The organism is Streptomyces gardneri (genome assembly GCF_006539185.1).
GTDB classification, from domain to species: Bacteria; Actinomycetota; Actinomycetes; order Streptomycetales; family Streptomycetaceae; genus Streptomyces; species Streptomyces gardneri.
The window spans coordinates 1-18,075 of record NZ_BJMN01000048.1 but is presented as its reverse complement, the minus strand read 5'-3'; the positions used below and the strand labels follow the sequence as shown (position 1 = coordinate 18,075).

15 protein-coding genes are annotated in these 18,075 nt (G+C 73.3%); 9 read left to right on the top strand and 6 right to left on the bottom strand.

Features of this window, described 5'->3' with window-relative positions:
* Nucleotides 1–81 precede the first annotated feature (81 nt).
* A complete protein-coding gene (locus tag SGA01_RS31865) occupies nt 82–1,287 on the bottom strand; it encodes a helix-turn-helix domain-containing protein (RefSeq protein ID WP_141300882.1) in 1,206 nt (401 codons plus the stop codon).
* Nucleotides 1,288–1,450: 163 nt separating this feature from the next.
* Between SGA01_RS31865 and SGA01_RS31860 the strand changes: the two genes are divergently transcribed.
* Complete coding sequence (locus SGA01_RS31860; protein WP_141300880.1) at nt 1,451–2,056, top strand: hypothetical protein; 606 nt, start codon at nt 1,451–1,453, stop codon at nt 2,054–2,056.
* Nucleotides 2,057–2,068: 12 nt separating this feature from the next.
* On the opposite strand, the gene SGA01_RS31855 is transcribed toward SGA01_RS31860, so the two are convergent.
* A complete protein-coding gene (locus SGA01_RS31855) occupies nt 2,069–3,628 on the bottom strand; it encodes a PucR family transcriptional regulator (protein WP_229917513.1) in 1,560 nt (519 codons plus the stop codon).
* 118 nt (nt 3,629–3,746) lie between these two features.
* Here SGA01_RS31855 and speB point away from each other — a divergent pair, with 118 nt between their 5' ends.
* Both speB and SGA01_RS31845 read left to right on the top strand, forming a co-directional pair.
* A complete protein-coding gene (speB, locus tag SGA01_RS31850) occupies nt 3,747–4,724 on the top strand; it encodes an agmatinase (protein WP_055643358.1) in 978 nt (325 codons plus the stop codon).
* Nucleotides 4,725–4,896: 172 nt separating this feature from the next.
* Nucleotides 4,897–6,579: a thiamine pyrophosphate-binding protein gene (locus SGA01_RS31845; RefSeq protein WP_141300876.1), complete on the top strand. Its 1,683-nt coding sequence runs from the start codon at nt 4,897–4,899 to the stop codon at nt 6,577–6,579.
* Nucleotides 6,580–6,626: 47 nt separating this feature from the next.
* Here SGA01_RS31845 and SGA01_RS31840 read toward each other — a convergent pair whose 3' ends face one another.
* Entirely contained in the window at nt 6,627–6,998 is a 372-nt protein-coding gene (locus SGA01_RS31840) for a hypothetical protein (RefSeq protein ID WP_141300874.1), read from the bottom strand.
* A 178-nt stretch (nt 6,999–7,176) separates the two neighbouring features.
* Here SGA01_RS31840 and SGA01_RS31835 point away from each other — a divergent pair, with 178 nt between their 5' ends.
* Complete coding sequence (locus tag SGA01_RS31835; RefSeq protein ID WP_141300872.1) at nt 7,177–10,929, top strand: ABC transporter ATP-binding protein; 3,753 nt, start codon at nt 7,177–7,179, stop codon at nt 10,927–10,929.
* A gap of 101 nt (nt 10,930–11,030) precedes the next feature.
* Complete coding sequence (locus SGA01_RS31830) at nt 11,031–11,384, top strand: hypothetical protein (protein WP_141300870.1); 354 nt, start codon at nt 11,031–11,033, stop codon at nt 11,382–11,384.
* Between the two features lie 10 nt (nt 11,385–11,394).
* Here SGA01_RS31830 and SGA01_RS31825 read toward each other — a convergent pair whose 3' ends face one another.
* Nucleotides 11,395–11,820, bottom strand: a complete 426-nt coding sequence (locus SGA01_RS31825; RefSeq protein ID WP_141300868.1) for a DUF4267 domain-containing protein — start codon at nt 11,818–11,820, stop codon at nt 11,395–11,397.
* A gap of 86 nt (nt 11,821–11,906) precedes the next feature.
* On the bottom strand, nt 11,907–12,353 hold the full coding sequence (locus tag SGA01_RS31820; RefSeq protein WP_141300866.1) for an anthrone oxygenase family protein: 447 nt from the start codon (nt 12,351–12,353) through the stop codon (nt 11,907–11,909).
* Nucleotides 12,354–12,444: 91 nt separating this feature from the next.
* On the opposite strand from SGA01_RS31820, the gene SGA01_RS31815 reads away from it, so the two are divergent.
* From SGA01_RS31815 to SGA01_RS31805, 3 genes are all read left to right on the top strand, one after another.
* Nucleotides 12,445–13,023: a TetR/AcrR family transcriptional regulator gene (locus tag SGA01_RS31815; RefSeq protein ID WP_055643365.1), complete on the top strand. Its 579-nt coding sequence runs from the start codon at nt 12,445–12,447 to the stop codon at nt 13,021–13,023.
* A 206-nt stretch (nt 13,024–13,229) separates the two neighbouring features.
* Nucleotides 13,230–13,661, top strand: coding sequence for a hypothetical protein (locus tag SGA01_RS31810; protein WP_141300864.1), 432 nt, complete (start codon nt 13,230–13,232; stop codon nt 13,659–13,661).
* Nucleotides 13,662–13,783: 122 nt separating this feature from the next.
* Nucleotides 13,784–15,232, top strand: coding sequence for a serine protease (locus SGA01_RS31805; protein WP_055643367.1), 1,449 nt, complete (start codon nt 13,784–13,786; stop codon nt 15,230–15,232).
* Nucleotides 15,233–15,298: 66 nt separating this feature from the next.
* Here SGA01_RS31805 and SGA01_RS31800 read toward each other — a convergent pair whose 3' ends face one another.
* Nucleotides 15,299–17,032, bottom strand: a complete 1,734-nt coding sequence (locus SGA01_RS31800; RefSeq protein ID WP_371866232.1) for a glycoside hydrolase family 3 protein — start codon at nt 17,030–17,032, stop codon at nt 15,299–15,301.
* A 371-nt stretch (nt 17,033–17,403) separates the two neighbouring features.
* Here SGA01_RS31800 and SGA01_RS31795 point away from each other — a divergent pair, with 371 nt between their 5' ends.
* Nucleotides 17,404–17,970: an AAA family ATPase gene (locus SGA01_RS31795; protein ID WP_141300860.1), complete on the top strand. Its 567-nt coding sequence runs from the start codon at nt 17,404–17,406 to the stop codon at nt 17,968–17,970.
* Nucleotides 17,971–18,075 lie beyond the last annotated feature (105 nt).

The following is an 18,075-nucleotide window of genomic DNA, read 5'->3' as shown; positions in this document are numbered from 1 at the left end:
AGCGCTTGCTCAGTCAAGTTACCCATCGGTTCGTATCGCTGTCCAGATCTGCGCGCCCAAGGTTGTCCATGTCACGTCTGGTCAGGAGCCGGAGGCCTCTTCGCGGATCCAGCGACGGTTCACGTCGTCGTACGCGAACAAAGGCCTGCCGGCGACGGGGGCGGTGCGGAACGGCTGCCCGTCGTCGGTGATCCGGACCGTCCCCGAACGGCCCTCGCTGCTCCACACCAGCTCCAGGTACCAGCGGCAGTCGCAACCCGCCGTCCGGGCGGTGACGAGCAGCTCCTCCGGGTCCGAGGAGGTCACCGCGTACGGGAAGGAGATCGCCGGGAGCGTCCGGCCCTCCTCCCCGGAGGCGTCGTACCCGTCCAGCGCCCGCGCCACCGGCCGTGGCCGGTCCAGGTCCACCTCGAAACGGCGCGGCGTCACCGCCCCGCCGCACCCGTCGCCCATCCGGTACGCCGCCCGCGGCAGCGGCGCGCCCCGCTCCGCCACCCGCACGTGCAGCGCCTGGAGCACCACCGCCGCAGCGCCCTTCCCCTGCACCGACACCCGCACCAGCGTGTCCCCGCCGTCCACGGCCCCCTGCGCCGCCGCCCAGCTCCGCGCGTCGGCCGCCTCCGGCGGGGGAGGGGGCGTCCGCTCCACGAGGTAGGTGTGCCCGCACCCGTTCTGCCAGAGGTGCGAGGCGACCGTCCACGTCAGCGGCGCCGGTGGTTCGGCGGCCCGCTCCCGGGTCTTCCCGGGCAGGAGTACGGCTCCGAGCGTCACCGTCCCCACGACCGCCAGCGCCCCGCAGACCACGCCCACCCACCCCCACCGGCGCCTCCGCCGCTCGGACGGGAGGCCCGGCACGCGCGCGTGCACGGGTTCCAGCTCGGTGGTGGGCTCGGGCTCGGGCGCCGTCTCCGGGGCCGGCGCGGGCTCCGGAGCCGGCTTCGGCTCCGGCTCGGGTGTCGGCTCCGGGTCGGGCTCGGGCTGCGGCTCCGGGCCGGGCTCGGGCGTCGGCTTCGCGTCGGGTTCCGGTGCCGGAGGGCGGCGGACGCCGTCCGCGCGGGTCCAGGCCACCTCCAGGGCCCGCCGCTCCTCCTCGTCCGCCCCGCACAGCAGGGCGAGGCGGTCGACCACGGCGAACTCCTCCGGGACGGTCGCGCCGGAGCAGTAACGGTGGAGGGTGGACGCGCTGACGCTCAGGCGCCGGCCCAGCGCCTCGTAACTCCTCCCGTCCCGCGCCTTCAGCGCGCGCACGAGCCGCGCGAACTCCTCGACGGCGGCGTCCTTCGGCATTCCATCCCCCTCGACCCTGCGTCCCACGCTTCACGTCCTTGCACGTCAGCGGGGGTGGAATGGTTCCGGGACGGATGGTGGGCGCGTCACCGTTGCAGGCGGCGGGCGCCGGCCCGACGCTGGTCGAGCACTGACCGAACGACCCGACGGGGGATCCACCACCATGAACAAGCTCCGCACCGCGCTCGCCACCGCCGCCGCTGCAGCCCTGGGCCTCGCGGCCCTCGCCACGGCCCCGGCGCAGGCAGCCGCCCAGCCCGCCTTCCTCGCCGCCTCCCAGATGCCGAAGTCGTCGACGCCGTGGACCGCCACCCAGGTCTTCACCGGCGTCCCGGAGAACGGCGGCGTCCTCTGCGCCCCGTACAAGATCCCGGCGCAGAACAGCCGCTACCGCGAGTTCAGCACCGAGCTCGACACCAACGGCGTCCAGATCACCAACGTCGCCCGCACCGAGGCCGACGCCGTGAAGCTGGTCGACACCCTCCGCAAGGCCCTCGCCGGCTGCGGCCCCCTGCTTGAGCGGCAGAACCCGGGCCTGAAGGCCGTCAGCGCCTCCCACGGCAAGCTCGCCGTCGAGGAGGGCGCCTGGGTCTACAGCCTGGACACCGCCGACCCGCAGATCGGCAACACCGACATCCACCTCTTCTCGGTCGGCCGCGACGGCCGCACCGTCACCCTCGTCCGCTGGGGCCAGATGGGTGACTTCAAGGACGCCCCGCTGACCGCCTTCCGCACCACGACGAAGACCGCCGTCAACAAGCTCTACTGACCCGGCCGCGGCTCAGCCGAGCCGCAGGGCGAACCACAGCTCCATCCGTACGTCCGGGTCGTCCAGGTCCCGGTCCAGGAGCGCGGTACAGCGGGTGATCCGCTGCCGGACGGTGTTGCGGTGGACGTCCAGCGCCGCCGCCGTCCGGTCCCAGCTGCCGTGCAGCGAGAGCCAGACCCGCAGGGTCTCGGTCAGCGGCTCGGCGAGCGGGGCGAGGAGGGCGCGGGCGTACGCGGCGGCCTCCGCCGGGTCCACGAGCCCCGCGAACCCGGCGGGGCGGTGCCGGGCCAGGGGGGTACGGGAGGCCTCCGCGCGCCGCAGCGCCCGCGCGGCCTCCGCGTCGGCCGCGGGGAGGTCCCGGGCGTGGGCGGGGGCGGCGGCCCCGAGCGTCCACCCGGGCTGGGCGGTGAGGGGCGCCGAGGCGGGGAGGAGGAGGCGTACGGGGGAGGGGGCGGCCGCGGGAGTTCCGCCGGGTGCGCCTTCGGCGTCCGTCGCGCCGGTGCCGGTATCCGGGGGCGTGCCCGTAGCCGTACGCATGCCCGTCCCCGTCCCCGCGTCCATCAGCGGGGTCCCCAGGGCCGCCGCCAGCGCCGTCGCCGCGAACGGGGTGCCGTCGCCGCCGCGGGCGTGGACCACCGTCCAGGGCCCCGGGCCCAGCGCCGCCGCGACGTCCTCCGGGGCCGCGCCCAGGAGGAGCCGGACCAGGGCCCCGTCCCGTACCGTCACGTCCGCGCCCCGGTGCGGGGCCGTGAGAAGCGAGAGCAGGACCACCGCGACGCCCGCGATCGTGTGGTCGCCGGGGTCGCGCCGCTCCGTCGCCACCCCGAGCGTCAGACCGTCCCCGCCGCCCAGCGCGTACGCCGCGAGCCGCCACCCGCCGCCGTCCCCGCTCGCCGAGGCGGGACCTTTGGCGGGCGCCCCGCCGGGGTGCGGGCCGAGCACCCCCGTGAGCTCGCGCAGGGCCCGGGCCGCCTCGGGCGGGACCTCCCGGCCGGCCGCCGTCGACTCCGTACCGTCCGCCCCGAAGAGCACCGCCCGCCCCGCGAGGCGGGAGGCGAGGGCGCCGAGCACCGCCGGGACGGGGGCCGGCCGGGCGGCGGCCGCCGCGAGGGACTGCTGTGCCTCCGTCACCCGGCGCAGCTCCTGCAGCCTGGCCTCCGCCATCAGCCGCCACAGCGCCCGCGCCACCGCCGTGAACGGGGTCCTCGGCGGGACCTCGACCAGCGGGAGGCCGCGCCGCGCGCAGGCCTCGACGAGCTCCGCCGGGACCGTGTCGTAGACGGGCGTCACACCGAAGCCGAGCGCCGCGGCCCCCGCCTCCACCACCCGCTCCACGTAGTGCGCCGGGTCGGTGAGCTGCACGCCCGCCGTCATGAGCAGCTCGCCGCCGAGGAGGTACGGGTACGGGTCGGCCATCTCCGAGGTGTGCACCCAGTGCAGCGGTACGTCCCCGGAACCGGTGAGCAGCCGGAGCCCGAGGTCCCGGCGGGCGAGCAGTGCGGCCAGCGGGACCGGCGGCGCGGGGGGAGTGGAGCCGGGGTCGGGTGAGGTCGGTGCGCTCGGCGAGCTCATCAGGGTGGACCCTTCGTACATCCGCTGTCCGTACAGTGGAGGGAACGTACACTTCAATGTCGCTTTCGGGCCACTTACTGTCGAGCCGGACCCACCCACACCCCAGGAGGACCCGACCATGAGCAGCAGCGAGCAGAACACCCCGCGCGGCCCGATCGACTCGTCCCGCACCCCGCGGTACGCCGGTCCCGCGACGTTCGCGCGGCTGCCGCGACTGGACGAGGTCGGCACCACCGACATCGCCGTGGTCGGCGTCCCCTTCGACAGCGGTGTCTCCTACCGCCCCGGCGCCCGCTTCGGCGGCAACGCCATCCGCGAGGCCTCCCGCCTCCTGCGCCCCTACAACCCGGCGCAGGACGCCTCCCCCTTCGCCCTCGCCCAGGTCGCGGACGCCGGTGACATCGCCGCCAACCCGTTCAACATCAACGAGGCCGTCGAGACCATCGAGGCCGCCGCGGACGAGATCCTCGGCACCGGCGCCCGCATGATGACCCTCGGCGGCGACCACACCATCGCGCTGCCGCTGCTGCGCTCCGTCGCCAAGAAGCACGGCCCCGTCGCCCTGCTCCACTTCGACGCGCACCTCGACACCTGGGACACGTACTTCGGCGCCGAGTACACCCACGGCACGCCGTTCCGCCGGGCCGTCGAGGAGGGCATCCTCGACACCGAGGCGCTCTCCCACGTCGGCACCCGCGGCCCGCTCTACGGCAAGCAGGACCTCACCGACGACGAGAAGATGGGCTTCGGCATCGTCACCTCGGCGGACATCTACCGCCGCGGCGCCGACGAGGTCGCCGACCAGCTCCGCCAGCGCATCGGCGACCGCCCGCTCTACATCTCCATCGACATCGACTGCCTCGACCCGGCCCACGCGCCCGGCACCGGCACCCCCGAGGCCGGCGGCATGACCTCCCGCGAGCTCCTGGAGATCCTGCGCGGCCTCTCCTCCTGCAACCTGGTCTCCGCCGACGTCGTCGAGGTCGCCCCGGCCTACGACCACGCCGAGATCACCGCCGTCGCCGCCTCGCACACCGCGTACGAGCTGACGACGATCATGTCCCGTCAGATCGCGGCGAGCCGCGAGGCGAAGTAACCTCCCCTCCGGCCCGGCGTCAGGGCGTCTCTTCCGGATCAGGCCGGATCAGGGAGCGTGCGTGCCAGACCCCGCGAGCCCGGCAGGATCCGGAAGAGACGCCGTAACCGCCGGGCCGGGCCGCCGGGCCGCACCGCACGACCACGCCATGCCACGCCCAAGGGGACCGTCCATGACCCACGACCACGACCTGGTCCTGCGACCGACCGCCGCACAGACCGAGGCGGCCCTGAACCCGCCCGCCGGGCGCACCGGCGGCGACCTCGTCGTCGAGACCCTCTCCGGCCTCGGCGCGACCACCGTCTTCGGCCTGCCCGGTCAGCACGCGCTCGGCATGTTCGACGCCCTGCGCCGCTCCTCCCTGCGGTACGTCGGACTCCGCGTCGAGAACAACGCGGGCTTCGCCGCCGACGCGTACGGCCGGATCACCGGCGAGGCGGCCCCGCTGATGCTCTCCACCGGGCCCGGCGCGCTCATGTCGCTCGCCGCGCTCCAGGAGGCGGCCGCCGCCTCGGCCCCGGTGCTCGCGATCGGCAGCCAGATCCCGGTGGCGGGGCTCGGCGGGGGCCGGCACGGCTATCTGCACGAGCTGCGCGACCAGCAGGCCTCCTTCCGGGACGTCGTGAAGTCCGTCCACACGGTCCGTACGCAGTCCCAGATCCCGTCCGCGATCGCGGCGGCCTGGGAGTCGGCGCTGACGGCCCCGCACGGGCCGGTGTGGGTGGAGATCCCGCAGGACGTGCTCCTCGCGGAGACCCTGCTGCCCGTGGTCACGGCGATGGACGCGACACCCGAGGAGGCCGCCCCGCGGCCCGAGCTCACGGCCGTCGCGGCCGACCTGCTGACGAAGGCCGCCCGGCCCGTGATCATCGCCGGCGGCGGAGTCGTACGCTCCGACGCCTCCGGCAAGCTCCGCGCGCTCGCCGAGCGGATCGACGCGCCCGTCGTCACCACCTTCGGCGGCAAGGGCGCCTTCCCCTGGGAGCACCCGCTCTCGCTCCAGTCCTGGCTGGAGGACCGGCACACCACCGACTTCCTGGAGGACGCCGACGTCGTCCTCGTCGTCGGCTCGGGCCTCGGCGAGCTCTCCTCGAACTACCACACCTTCGCCCCGCGCGGCCGGGTGATCCAGATCGAGGCCGACGCCGGGAAGCTGGAGTCCAACCACCCGGCGCTCGGCATCCACGCGGACGCCCGGCTCGCCCTCCAGGCCCTCCTGGAGACGGTCGGCGAGCGCACCGACCCGACCGCCGCCGAGCGGGTCTCGGCCGTCCTGGGCAAGGTCCGGGAGCGGATCGCCGCCCAGGACCTCGGCCTGGAGCAGCGGGTCGTCGCGGCGGTGCGCGAGGCGCTGCCGGACCGGGCCCCGAGCTTCTGGGACATGACGATCCTGTCGTACTGGGCGTGGTCGGCCTTCGACGCCCGGCACCCGAACACGATGCACTCCGCCCAGGGCGCCGGCGGCCTCGGCTACGCCTTCCCCGCCGCCCTCGGCGCGGCCGTCGCGGACCCGTCCGTGCCGGTCCTCGCGGTCTCCGGCGACGGCGGCGCGATGTATTCGATCGCGGAGCTGGCCGCGGCGAAGCAGTACGGCCTCGACGTGACGTGGCTGATCGTCGACGACGGCGGCTACGGCATCCTCCGCGAGTACATGACGGACGCCTTCGGCGAGACCACGGGCACCGAGCTCGCCCGCCCGGACTTCGTCGCGCTCGCCGAGTCCTTCGGCGTCCCGGCGACCGGGACGACCCCCGAGACGCTGACGGCCGACCTGGCGAAGGCCCTCGCGACCCCCGGCCCGTCGGTGGTCGTCCTCCCGGCCCTCCTGAGGATGTTCGAACCGACGCACCTCTGAGCCCGGGGGCCGGTGCCCCGCCTCCCCGGGGAGGCGGGGCACCGACCTCAGACGACGAGCGCCTCCCACTCGGCGCGGTACAGGCCGAGCTGGTGCTCGTACCCCTGGCGGAACTCCTCGGCCTCCGCCTGGCTCAGTCCCCTCCGGATCATCGGCTCCGGGCGTATCAGCTTCGCCACGTCCGCGAAGACCGTCTCGACGGCCCGGGCCCGGTCGCCGCCCTTCTCGCGGGCCGCGAGCACCTGGATCCCCGCCTTGCCCAGGAGGCTCTCGAACGTGGTCCGGGGACGGCCGACGGTCTCCTTCAACTTCGCCGGCAGCCCCAACTCCGTCCTGCCCCGGGCAAGCCCCTCAAGGACGTGGAACGCCGCGTACAGCCGCCCCCACCCGTACGGCATCCCTTCCTCGACCCGCGCCATGAACTCCCCTTCCGGTCCGACCGCGGCACCGCCCGGACGGCGGCCCCCCGGCTTCCTACCCGGCCCGGCGTCCCCGCGACCCTGGACCGAGCAGTCGCTCGGTTTGTTGCGGCGGGATGAAATAGCAGCCCAGGCGTGTTGGGCCTTCCGGTAGAGAAGGACGAACGGGAGGCCACTCGTGGCGGCGGCGGGGCAGAAACAGACGGACGAACGGCAACAACAGACGGACGAACGGCAACAGGGCTGGGCGCGCAGGCTGACCGGCTACGCGTGGCGCTACAAGACCAACGTGGTGCTCGCGCTGGGGTCGTCGCTCGTCGGCATGGCCGTCCTCGCCCTCGTGCCGCTCGTCACCAAGGTGATCATCGACGACGTCATCGGGACCAAGACCCGGGACCTCGGCGTCTGGACCGGGCTCCTCATAGGCGCCGCCGTCCTCGTGTACGTCCTCACCTACGTACGCCGCTACTACGGCGGCCGCCTCGCCCTCGACGTGCAGCACGACCTCCGTACCGACATGTACGGGACCATCACCCGCCTCGACGGGCGGCGGCAGGACGAGCTGTCCACCGGGCAGGTCGTCGGCCGCGCCACGAGCGACCTGCAGCTGATCCAGGGCCTTCTCTTCATGCTCCCGATGACGATCGGGAACGTCCTCCTCTTCGTCATCTCGCTGGCCGTCATGGCCTGGCTCTCCATCCCCCTCACCCTCGTCGCGCTCGCCGTCGCCCCCGCCCTCTGGTTCATCGCCAAGCGCAGCCGCACCCGCCTCCACCCGGCCACCTGGCACGCGCAGCAGCAGGCCGCCGTGGTCGCCGGCGTCGTCGACGGGGCCGTGACCGGCGTCCGGGTCGTCAAGGGCTTCGGCCAGGAGGACCAGGAGACCGGCAAGATCCGCGAGGCCGGGCGCAAGCTCTTCGCCGGCCGGCTGCGGACGATCAAGCTGAACGCGAAGTACACCCCCGCCCTCCAGGCCGTGCCCGCCCTCGGCCAGGTCGCCGTCCTCGCCCTCGGCGGCTGGCTCGCCTACAAGGGGCAGATCACCCTCGGCACCTTCGTCGCCTTCTCCGCCTACCTGGCGTCCCTCGTCGGCCCGGTCCGGATGCTCGCCATGGTCCTCACCGTCGGCCAGCAGGCCCGCGCGGGCGTCGAGCGGGTCCTCGACCTCGTCGACACCGAGCCGGTCATCCAGGACGGGACGAAGGAGCTCCCGGCCGACGCCCCGGCCACCGTCGAGTTCGACGGCGTCTCCTTCGCCTACGACGAGGGGCGTCCCGTCCTCGACGGCTTCTCCCTGGAGATCCGCTCCGGCGAGACCGTCGCCGTCGTCGGCGCCTCCGGCTCCGGCAAGTCCACCGTCTCGCTCCTCCTGCCCCGCTTCTACGACGTCACCCACGGCGCCGTCCTCGTCGGCGGCCACGACGTCCGCGAGCTCACCCTCGACTCCCTGCGCGCCGCGATCGGACTCGTCCCGGAGGACTCGTTCCTCTTCTCCGACACGATCCGCGCCAACATCGCGTACGGCGCCCCCGACGCCACCCAGGAGCAGATCGAGACCGCCGCCCGCGCCGCCCAGGCCGACCGGTTCGTCGCCGAGCTGCCCGAGGGGTACGACACCAAGGTCGGCGAGCACGGCCTCACCCTCTCCGGCGGCCAGCGCCAGCGCGTCGCCCTCGCCCGCGCGATCCTCACCGACCCCCGGCTCCTCCTCCTCGACGACGCCACCTCCGCCGTCGACGCCAAGGTCGAGCACGAGATCCACGAGGCCCTGAAGTCGGTCATGGAGGGCCGTACGACCCTCCTCATCGCCCACCGCCGCTCCACCCTCGGTCTCGCCGACCGCATCGCCGTCCTCGACGACGGGCGGCTCTCCGACATCGGCACCCACGAGGAGCTGGAGGAGCGCTCCGCGCTCTACCGCCGCCTCCTCACCGACCCCGACGAGCTCGGCGCGGTCTCGCCGGGCCACGTGCTCCCGGCCGAGGTCCCCGAGGACGCCACGCTGCGGGCCGAGCTCGACGCCGAGTTCGACGCCGAGCGGGGCATCACCCCGGCCCTGTGGGTACGGGACGGCGCCGCCGAGGAGAGCCCGGCCCCCGGAGCCACCCCCGAGCTGCTCGCCGCCGTCGAGGCCCTGCCGCCCGCCACCGACACCCCCGGGATCGACGAGGCCCGCGCCGTCTCGCCCGAGGACACGTACGGCCTGCGCCGGCTGCTCCGCGGCTTCGGCGTCCCGCTGCTCATCAGCCTCGGCCTGGTCGCGCTCGACGCGGGCGCCGGCCTGCTGCTGCCGGTCCTGATCCGCCACGGCATCGACGAGGGCGTGAACCGGCTCGCGGTCGGCGCCGTCTGGGCGGCCTCCGCGCTCGCCCTGGTCACCGTGCTCGTGCAGTGGGTCGCGCAGACCGCCGAGACCCGCATGACGGGCCGCACCGGCGAGCGGGTCCTCTACGCCCTGCGTCTGAAGATCTTCGCCCAGCTCCAGCGGCTCGGCCTGGACTACTACGAGCGCGAGCTCACCGGCCGGATCATGACCCGCATGACCACGGACGTGGACGCGCTCTCCACCTTCCTCCAGACGGGTCTGGTCACCGCCTTCGTCTCGGTCGTGACCTTCTTCGGGATCATGGTCGCGCTGCTCGTGCTCGACCTCCAGCTCGCCCTGGTCGTCTTCGCGACCCTGCCGGTCCTCGCCGTCGCCACGTACTTCTTCCGCCGGTCGAGCGTGCGGGCGTACGAGCTGGCGCGCGAGCGGATCAGCGTCGTCAACGCCGACCTCCAGGAGTCCGTCACCGGACTGCGGATCGTGCAGGCCTTCCGCCGCGAGCGCTCGGGCGCGGAGCGCTTCGCCGCCCGCAGCGACGAGTACCGCGAGGCACGCGTCCGCGGCCAGTGGCTGATCTCGATCTACTTCCCCTTCGTGACCCTGCTGTCCTCGGTGGCCGCCGCGGCCGTCATGATCGTCGGCGCGAACCGCATCGACGGCGGCACCCTCACCACCGGCGCGCTCGTCGCCTACCTCCTCTACATCGACCTGTTCTTCGCCCCCGTGCAGCAGCTCTCGCAGGTCTTCGACGGCTACCAGCAGGCCGCGGTCTCGCTGAAGCGGATGCAGGAGCTGCTCCAGGAGCCGACGTCGACGGCCGCCGCCGACGCGCCCCGGGACGTGACGTCGCTGCGCGGCGAGATCGCCTTCGAGGACGTGTCCTTCGCGTACGACTCCAAGGAAGAAGCTCTTACAGGCATCGACCTGCGGATCCCGGCCGGGCAGACCGTCGCCTTCGTCGGCGAGACCGGCGCCGGCAAGTCGACCCTGGTCAAGCTGGTCGCGCGGTTCTACGACCCGACGGGCGGGCGGGTCACCGCCGACGGCACCGACCTGCGGGACCTGGACCTCACCGCGTACCGCCACCGGCTCGGGGTCGTCCCCCAGGAGGCGTACCTCTTCGCCGGGACCGTCCGTGACGCCATCGCCTACGGCCGCCCCGAGGCGACCGACGCGGAGGTCGAGGCGGCGGCCCGCGCGGTCGGCGCCCACGACATGATCGCCACGCTCGACGGCGGCTACCTCCACGAGGTCGCCGAGCGCGGCCGGAACCTCTCGGCGGGGCAGCGCCAGCTCATCGCGCTCGCCCGCGCCGAGCTCGTCGACCCGGACGTCCTGCTCCTCGACGAGGCCACGGCGGCCCTCGACCTCGCCACCGAGGCCCAGGTCAACCAGGCCACCGACCGGCTCGCGGGTCGCCGGACGACGCTCGTCGTCGCCCACCGCCTGACCACGGCGGCCCGCGCCGACCGGGTGGTCGTGATGGACCACGGGCGGGTCGCGGAGGACGGGACCCACGACGAACTGCTCGCCCTGGGCGGCCGGTACGCGGCGCTGTGGAGCACCTTCATCGGCGAGGCGGAAACGGAGAGGGAGCGGGTGTGAGCACGGGAGTGAGTGCGGGCCGGGGGTGAGTACGGGCCGTCCGTCCGGTTGAGTATCCGGACGGATTCCCGGGCCACCGTCCCGCGGGCTTGGATGAGGGCATGACCCCCGACGTCCGCACCCGCGCCGCCTCGCCCGTCCCGATCACCCCGCCGGACGTGGAGGGCGCCCGGCTGCGGAAGCGGTCCCTGATCTGGGCCGGGCTGCTCGTCCCCGCGACCCTGCTCGCCGGCGTCCTCGTCCTCGCCACCGAGGCCGCGGCCCTCTGTATCGCCAAGGGGCGGGGTTGTGGCGGCGCCCCGGGCTACCTGTACCTCGCGAGCCTGGCGGTCGCCGGTGCGGCCTTCGTGGTCGTGCAGAGCACCTCGCGCGCCGACGTCCGCCGGGCGGCGCTGCGGACCCAGCTCGGCGCGGAGGCCGTCTTCCTGCTGTTCGTCCTCACCACGTTCGCCTAGGGCCTAGGGCCTAGGCGGGCTGCGGGAGGGGCGTTGCCGTCGCGGTCGCGACCTTGAGGGTCTCGCGCAGGATCAGCAGGCCGTTGACCACCATCAGTGTCGCGGTCAGGCCGTGGACGCCGAGCGCGGTGCCCACGGAGCCGTGGTGGGCCAGTACGTTGGCCATGTCGCCGTACGCGGCGAGGGCCTCCACCAGCAGCGCCCAGCCCAGCGCCCGACGGTGGCCCGTCACCAGCAGGACGCCCAGGACCAGGGCCATGACGACGTCGCGGACTCCCTTGACGACCAGGAAGCCGCCGCCGTCGCCGGACGGCCAGCTCGGCAGGCCGAAGGTCGGTGCCACCGTCTCCGGGCTCAGGATGAACTCCGTCCCGAACCAGAGGATGAAGAGGACGAAGGTGGCGGCCAGGACGGTGTTGATCTTCTTCAGCGACATTGCTCTTCTCCCTGCGGGTCTTCGTCGGCTTGGTGAAGCCGTCGATGCGTCGGTCCGAACACGTGCGTGTCGGGGCAGTGCTCGGATCAGACGAGGGCGGCGACCAGCAGGGTGAACGCGGCGACGATGACCGCGACACGGACGTAGTGGTAGCTGTTCCAGCGCCGCAGCTGCTTCTCCCAGTCGGCGGGCCGGTTCTCGGGGGTCCAGGTCTTGTTCCGGTTGTTGATCGGGACGAGCAGGAGCACCGACATGAGCACGCTGACGATCAGCAGTCCGGCGGCGGTGACGACGAGTCCGGCGCCGTGGTGGTGCCACCCGGCGACGGCCCAGATCGCGCTGAGGACGACCGAGCCGATGTACCAGAACGGCATCAGGGCGCCGAGCATCCGGCCGCCGTGGGCGTGGCCGAGCTGGCGGCTGTCCTCGGGAAGCGCGTCGAGGATCCGGTTCATGACGAAGGCGACGGAGAACTCCACTCCCACCATCAGGCCGACGACGACGGTGGTGAAGACCTCGAGTGCGTTGAGCATGACGGCCCCTCCTGGGATCTAGCGTTGCTAGCTGATGAGGCAACGCTAGTACTACTGCCGCTCGATTGTCTAGCGATGCTAGGATCGAATCATGTCGGTAAAGGAACGCAAGGAACGCGAACGGGCGGACCGCGAGCGCCTCATCGTGGCGACGGCCCGTGAACTCGCCGAGCAGCAGGGCTGGGACGCGGTCACCACCCGCCGGCTCGCCGAGCGCATCGAGTACAGCCAGCCCGTCCTCTACAGCCACTTCCGCGGCAAGCGCGAGATCATCGGCGCCGTCGCCCTGGAGGGCGCCGCCGAGATGGCCGTGGCGCTGCGGGCCGCGACCTCCGCCGCGGACGGCCCGCGCGCCCGGGTCGCCGCCCTCGCCCGCGCCTACCTCGACTTCGCCGAGCACAACCCGGCGGTCTACGACGCCCTGTTCCAGCTCGACGGCGGCCTGGCGTACGCGCGGGAGGACACCCCCGAGCAGCTGAAGGACGCCTTCGCCGCCCTGCTCGAGTGCCTCGCCGAGGTCGCCGGCGACGGCGTCCACCCGGGGCTGTTCACCGAGGTGTTCTGGGCGGCCCTGCACGGCCTGGCGACCCTGACCCGGGCGGGCCGCCTGCTGCCCGAGGACGCCGAATCGAGGGTGGAGCTGCTGGTGGACCGGCTCGCAGTGATCTGACACGCCGTCCCGTCGGGCGCGCGGCCGGGGTCCTCGGGTCCCGGCGCAGGTCAGGCCCCTCGGCCCCGGCGCAGGTTGAGTCCCTCGGCCCCGGTGCAGGTCGCGTCCGGCTGCCGGAAGCAACCATTCCGGTGGCTCGCGCGTCGTACGCCCGTACGCCTGAATCTCCGTACGTCCGTACGGCGACTCGCCCGGGAGGGGAACGCATGCCCACGGACCCGACGCACACACCACCGCCGCCACCGCCACGCCGCCGGCTGCTCGCCCGGGTCCTCGGCCCCCTCCTCGCCGCCCTCGCCCTGCTCCTGCTCCCCGTGCCGGGCCCCGGCGGCGGCGGGACCGCCGAGGCCGCCTCCGTCTGCCACGGCCGCCCCACCAAGACCTACCGCTTCGCCACCGGCGAGCTGCGCCTCTACCGGAACCGCCACTACGCCTGCGCCGTCACCGTCGCCAAGCGTCCCGGCACCGTCCGTCCGATGACCGTCTCCCTCCAGCCGCGCGGCGGCCGCCCCGCCCTCAAGGCCGGACGGTTCGCCCGGCAGACCGGTCCCGTCACCGTCCACGCCCTCAACCGCTGCGTCAGCGCCTACGGTTCGGTGGCCGGGCAGGGCAGGTCCACGGGCTGGATCCTGTGCTGATGCCGGTCCGTTTCCTCTGCTGATGCACAGGAAAGTCCAAGGGTAAGGACCAACTGGGTCTGGCGGTCCACACGTTGCCCCCGCTAGGTTCGCGACACCGTTGTGAACCAAGGGGAGGACGAATGCGCAAGTCGCTCAGAGGGCTGGTGTCGCTCGCGGTGCTCATAGGCACTGTCGGCACCACGGGCGTGGCCACCGCGGCGGACACGGAGGCCAACAGCCCCACCGCCGTCGCCGACTCGCAGAGCACGGACATCAAGGACCGCATCCTGGCGATCCCCGGGATGAGCCTGATCGAGGAGAAGCCCTACGCGGGCTACCGCTACTTCGTCCTGGACTACGTCCAGCCGATCGACCACAAGCGTCCGTGGGCGGGCACGTTCAAGCAGCGGCTCTCGGTCCTGCACAAGGACACGGACCGCCCCACCGTCTTCCGCACCAGCGGCTACGGGCTGAGCACCACCCCCAGCCGCGCCGAGCCGACGCGGATCATCGACGGCAACCAGATCTCCATGGAGTACCGCTTCTTCACGCCGTCGCGCCCGCAGCCGGCCGACTGGTCCAAGCTGGACATCTGGCAGGCGGCCAGCGACCAGCACCGGATCTTCGCCGCGCTGAAGAAGATCTACGGCAAGAACTGGCTCTCCACCGGCGGCTCGAAGGGCGGCATGACCGCCACGTACTACGAGCGCTTCTACCCGCGTGACATGGACGGCGTCGTCGCGTACGTCGCGCCGAACGACGTGGTGAACAAGGAGGACTCGGCCTACGACCGGTTCTTCGAGAACGTCGGCACGAAGGACTGCCGCGACCGCCTGAACAACATGCAGCGCGAGGCCCTCGTCCGCCGCGAGCCGCTGCAGAAGAAGTACAAGGAGTGGGCCGAGGCCGAGGGCGCCACCTTCAACACGGTCGGCTCCCTCGACAAGGCCTACGAGGCCGTCGTCCTCGACTTCGTCTGGGGCTTCTGGCAGTACTACGGCGAGGACGTCTGCGCCGAGATCCCGGACGCGGCGACCGCGAGCGACGACACCGTCTACGGGACGATCGACGCCTACTCCGGCTGGGCCGCCTACACCGACCAGGGCCTGGAGTACTACACGCCGTACTACTACCAGGCGGCCACCCAGCTCGGCTCGCCCAGCATCAAGCAGCCGCACCTCGCGGGCCTCAGCCGCTACGGCTACCAGCCGGCCAGCAGCTTCGTGCCGAAGTCGATCCCGATGAAGTTCCAGCCGCAGGTCATGCGGGACGTCGACAACTGGGTCCGCAGGAACGCGAACAAGATGCTCTTCGTCTACGGGCAGAACGACCCGTGGGGCGCCGAGCCGTTCCACCTCGGCAAGGGCACGCGCGACAGCTACGTCTACACCGCGCCGGGCGCGAACCACGGCGCGAACGTCGCCGGGCTCGTCGAGGCCGAGCGGGAGAACGCCACCGCCCGCATCCTGGCCTGGGCCGGCGTCTCCGCCCCGGCCGTCCAGGCGGCGCAGCCGCTGGCGCGCTTCGACGCCCGCCTCGACAAGGCGGTCGACGAGGACGTGACGCGGGAGCACGGGCTGCGCCCGTAACCCCTCCGTACGCGCGGGTGTGCCCGGCGGTCCTCCCGAGGAGCGCCGGGCACACCCGTACCCGTATCAGCCGTAGGTCAGCCCGTGGCCCACCGGATACAGCACCCGCGTCGGGTCGACCGCGCTCTGCACCGGAACGGGAAGCCGTCCCTTCGGCCGGGCACGCCCGGCCAGGACCCGGACCGCGGCGCGGAGTTCGACGTCGGTCCAGGAGTAGGCGGCGAGGGTCGCCCGCTGGCCGCCGAGCCGGGCGATGTCGTACGGATTGCGGATCGCGATCGTCACGACGGGCACGCCGCTCGCGACGAGCCGTGCGACGAGCGTGCGCTGCGGACTGGTCGCGGTGACGTTGTACGTGCCCACGACGACCACGTCCTGCCCGGCCGCCGCCGCCACCGCCTCCTCGATCCGCGCGGCCGTCGGGGTGATCCCGGTGGACAGCGCGGTCGTGGTGAATCCCAGCTCCGTCAGGGCGGTCGCGAGCGTCGTGGTCGGCGGGCCCGTCGAGCCGGACGGCGAGGCCGGGTCGGCGCCGACGACGAGGACCCTGCCGTGGTCGGCGGGGCTCAGCGGCAGGAAGCCGTCCTCGTTGAGGAGCAGGGTCGTGGTCGCTTCGGCGATCCGGTCGGCCTGGGCGAGGTGGGCGGCGGTGCCGACCACCCGGTCGACGCCGGCCCGCGTCACGTACGGCTGCCGGAAGAGGCCCAGCTTCGCCTTGAGCCGCAGGATCCGCAGGATCGATTCGTCGAGCCTGGCCTCCGTCAACTCGCCGGCCTTGACCGCCGCCAGGACCGCCTTCCAGGCGACGTCGAGCTTCGGCGGGTTGAGCAGCTGGTCCACTCCGGCCTTCAGGGCGAGGACCGGGACGCGCTCGTCGCCGTACTTGGTGCGCACGCCCTCCATGCCGAGCGAGTCGGTGACCACCACGCCGTCGTAGCCGAGCTGCCGGCGCAGGATGCCGGTGAGGATGGGCTCGGAGAGGGTCGCCGGGTCCTCGCTGGGGTCGAGCGCGGGCACCACGATGTGCGCGGTCATGATCGAGTCGATCCCGGCGTCGATCGCCGACTCGAAGGGCGGCGCGTCGAGCTCGGCCCACTGTGCCCGGGTGTGGGTGATCGTCGGCAGGCCGTAGTGGCTGTCGACAGCGGTGTCGCCGTGCCCCGGGAAGTGCTTGGAGGTGGCCGCGACCCCGGCCCGCTGGTACCCCTTGACCTGGGCGGCGACCAGACCGGCGACCGCGCGCGGGTCGGAGCCGAAGGAGCGGACGCCGATGACGGGGTTGGCCGGGTTGACGTTGACGTCCGCGACCGGGGCGTAGTTCTGCCGGATGCCGACGGCGGCGAGCTCGGCGCCCGCGATCTGCGCGGCCTTACGGGCGTCGGCGAGCGAGCCGCCCGCGCCGAGGGCCATCGCCCCGGGCACCAGGGTCGCGGGCTCGCCGACCCGGCAGACGATGCCGTGCTCCTGGTCGGTGGAGATGAGCAGCGGGATCGGGGTCGGCTGCGCGAGACCGGCCTGCTGGATGCCGTTGGAGAGCTCGGCGATCTGGTGCGGGTCGCGGGTGTTGTGGGCCCAGGCGAAGTAGATGACGCCACCGACGTGATAGCGCTCGACCAGCTCGGCGGCGGTGCGGACACCGATCTCCGAGAGGTTGGCGTCGATGTCGGCCTGGTCGGGGGCGGTCGCGGAGTGGCCGTACACCCGCATCACGAAGAGCTGGCCGACCTTCTCCTCCAAGGACATCCGGTCGATGATCTTCCGGAGCTTCTTGTCGGTGGTCTCCGCGTGGGCGTGGGCCACGGGGGCGGTGGCGCCGGTGACGGCGGCCGCGGCGGCTGCGGCGGTCACCGCGAGAAGGGTGCGTCGGGAGGGGGAGGAGGCAGGGGGAGGGGACGCGGGAGCGGAAGTGGGGGAGGAGGGGGCGGGGGCGCGGTGGTGCACTGATGCTCCTTCCGGCCGTGCAAGGTTGAAGGAAACTTCCAAGGAGTCACGGATAGCCCGAAAGTAACTGCCAGGTCAAGGACCCGCGCAGGAATCGCCACCGTGCGCGCCGCGCCCGCCCGTTCCCCCGCCGCCCGCCGCGCCGCAGCCGCGACCGGCCGGGAAATCCCTGGCGCCCGGGCCTCGCTGCTCGTACTGTCATCCGGTCCCACCTGCGAGGAAAGGCACGCATGACCTTCGAGCACCTCACCGTCGACACCCCCGAGCCCGCCCCCGGCGCCGTCCTGCTCGCCGGCATCCCCGGCAGTGGCAAGTCGACGGTCGCGGCGGCCCTCGCGGCCCGCTTCACCCGCTCCGCGCACATCGAGGTCGACGACCTCCAGGAGCTGATCGTCCAGGGCTGCCACTGGCCGACCCCGGACGGCGACCCCGAGGCGGACCGCCAGATCCTGCTGCGTGCCCGCAACGGCTGCCTGCTCGCGGACAGCTTCGCCTCGGCGGGCTTCCTGCCGGTCCTCGACGACGTGGTCGTACGCCGCTCCCACCTGGACTTCTACCGCGCCCACGCGAAGGCGGTCCCGCTCCATGTGGTGATCCTCGCCCCCGGCCCCGACAAGGCCTGGGAGCGCAACAACGCCCGCCACAAGAAGCTGACGACGAACTGGGCCTTCCTGGACGAGGCCATGCGTGCCGAACTCTCGGACGAGGGCGTCTGGATCGACAACGCGGACCAGACGGTCGAGGAGACGGTCGAAGCGGTCCTCGCGGCGACGGGCCTCGCCGCGTTCCTGACCTGACGCACCCCGGGCCCGGGCCGCGGACGCCCGCCCCGAGCCCGCCGCCGTGCAGGGCACGGCGGGGCTGCGGGCCCGGGTGGTGCCCCGGCCCGGTGGTGCCCCGAG